The organism is Gordonia sp. (in: high G+C Gram-positive bacteria) (assembly GCF_049299075.1).
Classification (GTDB): domain Bacteria; phylum Actinomycetota; class Actinomycetes; order Mycobacteriales; family Mycobacteriaceae; genus Gordonia.
In genome coordinates this window covers 1-2,923 of sequence record NZ_JBAQWU010000167.1, presented here as the reverse complement: position 1 = coordinate 2,923, position 2,923 = coordinate 1, and the positions used below count along the sequence as shown (strand labels likewise).

The 2,923-nt window shown below is 68.3% G+C and carries 3 protein-coding genes; 2 read left to right on the top strand and 1 reads right to left on the bottom strand.

Going from position 1 to position 2,923, the window contains the following annotated elements; translation table 11 throughout:
* A partial coding sequence (locus WAW85_RS05675) for a hypothetical protein (protein WP_422558670.1) occupies positions 1 to 1,433 on the top strand: 1,433 nt, incomplete at its 5' end.
* Positions 1,434 to 1,582: 149 nt separating this feature from the next.
* Here the strand turns inward: WAW85_RS05675 and WAW85_RS05670 are convergent.
* Complete coding sequence (locus tag WAW85_RS05670; RefSeq protein WP_422558671.1) at positions 1,583 to 1,696, bottom strand: hypothetical protein; 114 nt, start codon at positions 1,694 to 1,696, stop codon at positions 1,583 to 1,585.
* Between the two features lie 147 nt (positions 1,697 to 1,843).
* Between WAW85_RS05670 and WAW85_RS05665 the strand changes: the two genes are divergently transcribed.
* Positions 1,844 to 2,848, top strand: coding sequence for a hypothetical protein (locus WAW85_RS05665; protein ID WP_422558669.1), 1,005 nt, complete (start codon positions 1,844 to 1,846; stop codon positions 2,846 to 2,848).
* Positions 2,849 to 2,923 lie beyond the last annotated feature (75 nt).

Genomic DNA, 2,923 nt, shown 5'->3' with positions numbered 1-2,923 from the left:
CCGCGGCGCCGGCGCGGGTGGATCTGCGCACCGAACGCACCCAGTTCAACCGGTACTGGGAGTTCACGCTGCTGCCCGGGGGCACGTTGCTGACGCGGCCGCGGCACACGAAGGTGTGGCGGGTGGTCCCGCTGCCGTCGTGCTTGAAGGGGCAGCTGACCGCGATCTCGCTCGACGACGATGAGTTGGTCGGGATCGACCTGAACCGGTGGATCTACACGATGGATCCGGTGAATCAGTCGCCGCTGCTGTGGAATTGGACGTCCGGTTGGGGCGCGATGCTCTGGATGGGCTCGGGGCAGACGTTGCCCGCCGATACGGTGCGGCCGAACGGGTGGGCGCTGTCGGTGACCTCGCCGTGGGACAACCGGGAGTATCTGGACATCGCCGGCCGGGTGCATCCGAGCGGGAACGCCAAGATGACGATGATTCCGGCGCTGACCGGTGATGGCAGCCGCATCTATTACGCCGATCCGTGGCTGCCGAACGACCGCAGCTACGAGGTGGGCAGTCCGCTGGGTGGGCGTTTCCAGTCGGTGGCGCTCTCGGCGTCGGCGTCGACGATGTTCGTGACGAACCGCTACGGCGACATGTTCACGCGGACGTTCGATTTCGACTCGTCCGGCTCGGATTCGGTGTTCTTCCGGTACAGCTGGGATTCGCAGGACGGGAAGCCGTCGGCGGGGAGCTTGGCTCAGGAGATGGCCGACCGGTCCACCGCGGCCGTGCAGTTGCCGGCGCCGGATTGGAAGCAGCAGCCGAAGATTCCCGGCGAGATCACCTCGGTGCTCACCGTCGTCTCGCCCGGTCCGGGTGCGGAGAATCGAGAGTTGCGGGTGGAGGGCCGGCGCAACGGCAAGACCGGGTATTGGCACAAGAAGCTGCATGCGCAGCAGTGGCAGTTCACCGCGACCGGCACCGCGTTGCAGGGCGAGTTGCTGGAGAATTCGGCGGCTGATCGCTCGGCCGAGACGCTGGCGGCGCCGGCGCCGTGGAACTTGTCGGCGCCGTTGCCGTCGCGGGATGCGCTGGTCGACGGGCAGTTGTTGGTCGACATCGGGCTGCCGTACAGCGTCGTCGATCCCCGCATGCTCGATCAGGTGGGGCTGACGGCCGGTCCGTCCGGCTACCGGCTGTCGGTGCAGGGCTTCGATCCGGCGGTGACCACGAGGGAGGCGACGGTGACGACGCCTTCGGGCGCCACGATTCCCGTGCTGCTGCACACCGCCGACGGTATGCGGATGGCGCCGTCGGCGGCTGGGCTGACCGCGACGCCGCGGCACCTGATCGGCGCCGTCGAACTGCCCGATGAGGTGTGGGCTAAGCGGAAGAGCGATCCGGCGGTGAAGGGCTTTGTGAACGGCTGGATGCGGGGTAAGCAGATCGCCCCGATCACGCTCAGTGCTACCAAGAATGACCTGGTGGTCCGCTGATCGGCGGCCTGCGGCCGCTCATCTCCGCGGTGAGCGGCTGCGGGCATGAGCGGATCTGACTCTTCGCGATGTGTCGAATTTTGCGGAGGAACTTAACGCGAACCGTCGATGTGTTGAATGGTTTGACACGTGTGAGCGCACTGAATCGGTCAGGCGGGGTGCCGGTCGAGGTACTCGATGAGGGCGCGGCGGATGATCTCGGCAGGTCGCACGTCCTCGCTTGCGGCACGTGCGTCCAGGCGGGACTTGATCTCGGTGGGCAGTCGAACCGACGTTGTCGGGGTGCGGCGGATTGGCCGCGTAGTCGGCGGCCATCTCGGCGTACTCGGCGTCGCTCAGGCGGCGGCGGGTGGTCTGCTCCGGTCGACTACTCGTGACGGTGGTCGGCGGCGCCAGCGTACCCTGGCGATATGTCCGGATCGCGAGTGCGCGAGGCAGGGCGCCGTCGTCCCGTCCTGGCGCTCGTCATTGCGGTCCTGACGTCCGCGACGGCAGTGCTCGTGGCCATGGCTACCGAGCCAGAGGAGTCGGCGGCGTCGACTCCGGCGGACATGGTCGCCGAGCGGTTGGGTGCGGTCGAGGACTGGGCGGCTTCTCGGCAGGCCCGCGTCTCGCTGGCCTTCGTCGATCGGGCGACGGGGGAGCGCGTCGGTCTGCGCGCGGAGCAACAGGTACTGACCGCGTCGGTGGCCAAGCTCTTCATCGCCTCGCAGCTCGCGTTCCTGGATGTGACCGGCGAGCGGGCCGCGACCATCGAGGACGACGCGTTGCTGGACGCGATGCTCTCGGCGTCCGACGACGGTGCCGCGACTGTTCTGTGGGATGCGCTGGGTGGGCCGGATCTGGTCGGTGCGGTGGCCGGGCGCTACGGACTGAGCGGTACGGCGGCGCCGGTGGACGGGCTGTGGTGGCACACCAGCACCACCGCGTCCGACATCGCGCAGTTCTACAACCAGTTGCTCGACGAGCGCAGCGCTGTTGTGCTTCGGGCCCTGCCCGGTATCCGTTCCGAGCCCAACTGGGCCGACCGGATCCTCGGCTATCTCGGGCAGTGGACCGAAGTGGGCGCGGACGGCTACGACCAGAGTTTCGGTCTGCCTGCGGCGTTCGGGGCTGGCTCGGTCGGGGACGGCTCGGTCGGCTCGCTCGGGGCGCTCAAGCAGGGGTGGATGTGCTGCGTCGATGCGCAGTGGATTCACCTCACGACGGGCACCTTCGGTCCCGGCAGCCGGTACATCCTGGTGGTCCAGGCCACCGAGGATGTTCAGTACACCGACGGGACCGAGGAACTGCCGGACACGCCCCTGGAAATCGTGGCGGACGACGAGAGTGCCCGGCATGCGCGCGAGACGGTGAGCGGGGTCGTGGCGGCGTTGATTCCCGACGGGATGCTCGACGGCGACGGGTGGTCGTAAGGGGTGCTGATCTGCGGTCGGCTGGGGATGTCGGCTCGGCTTTCGACGGGGCAGACCCTTCGACAGGCTCAGGGG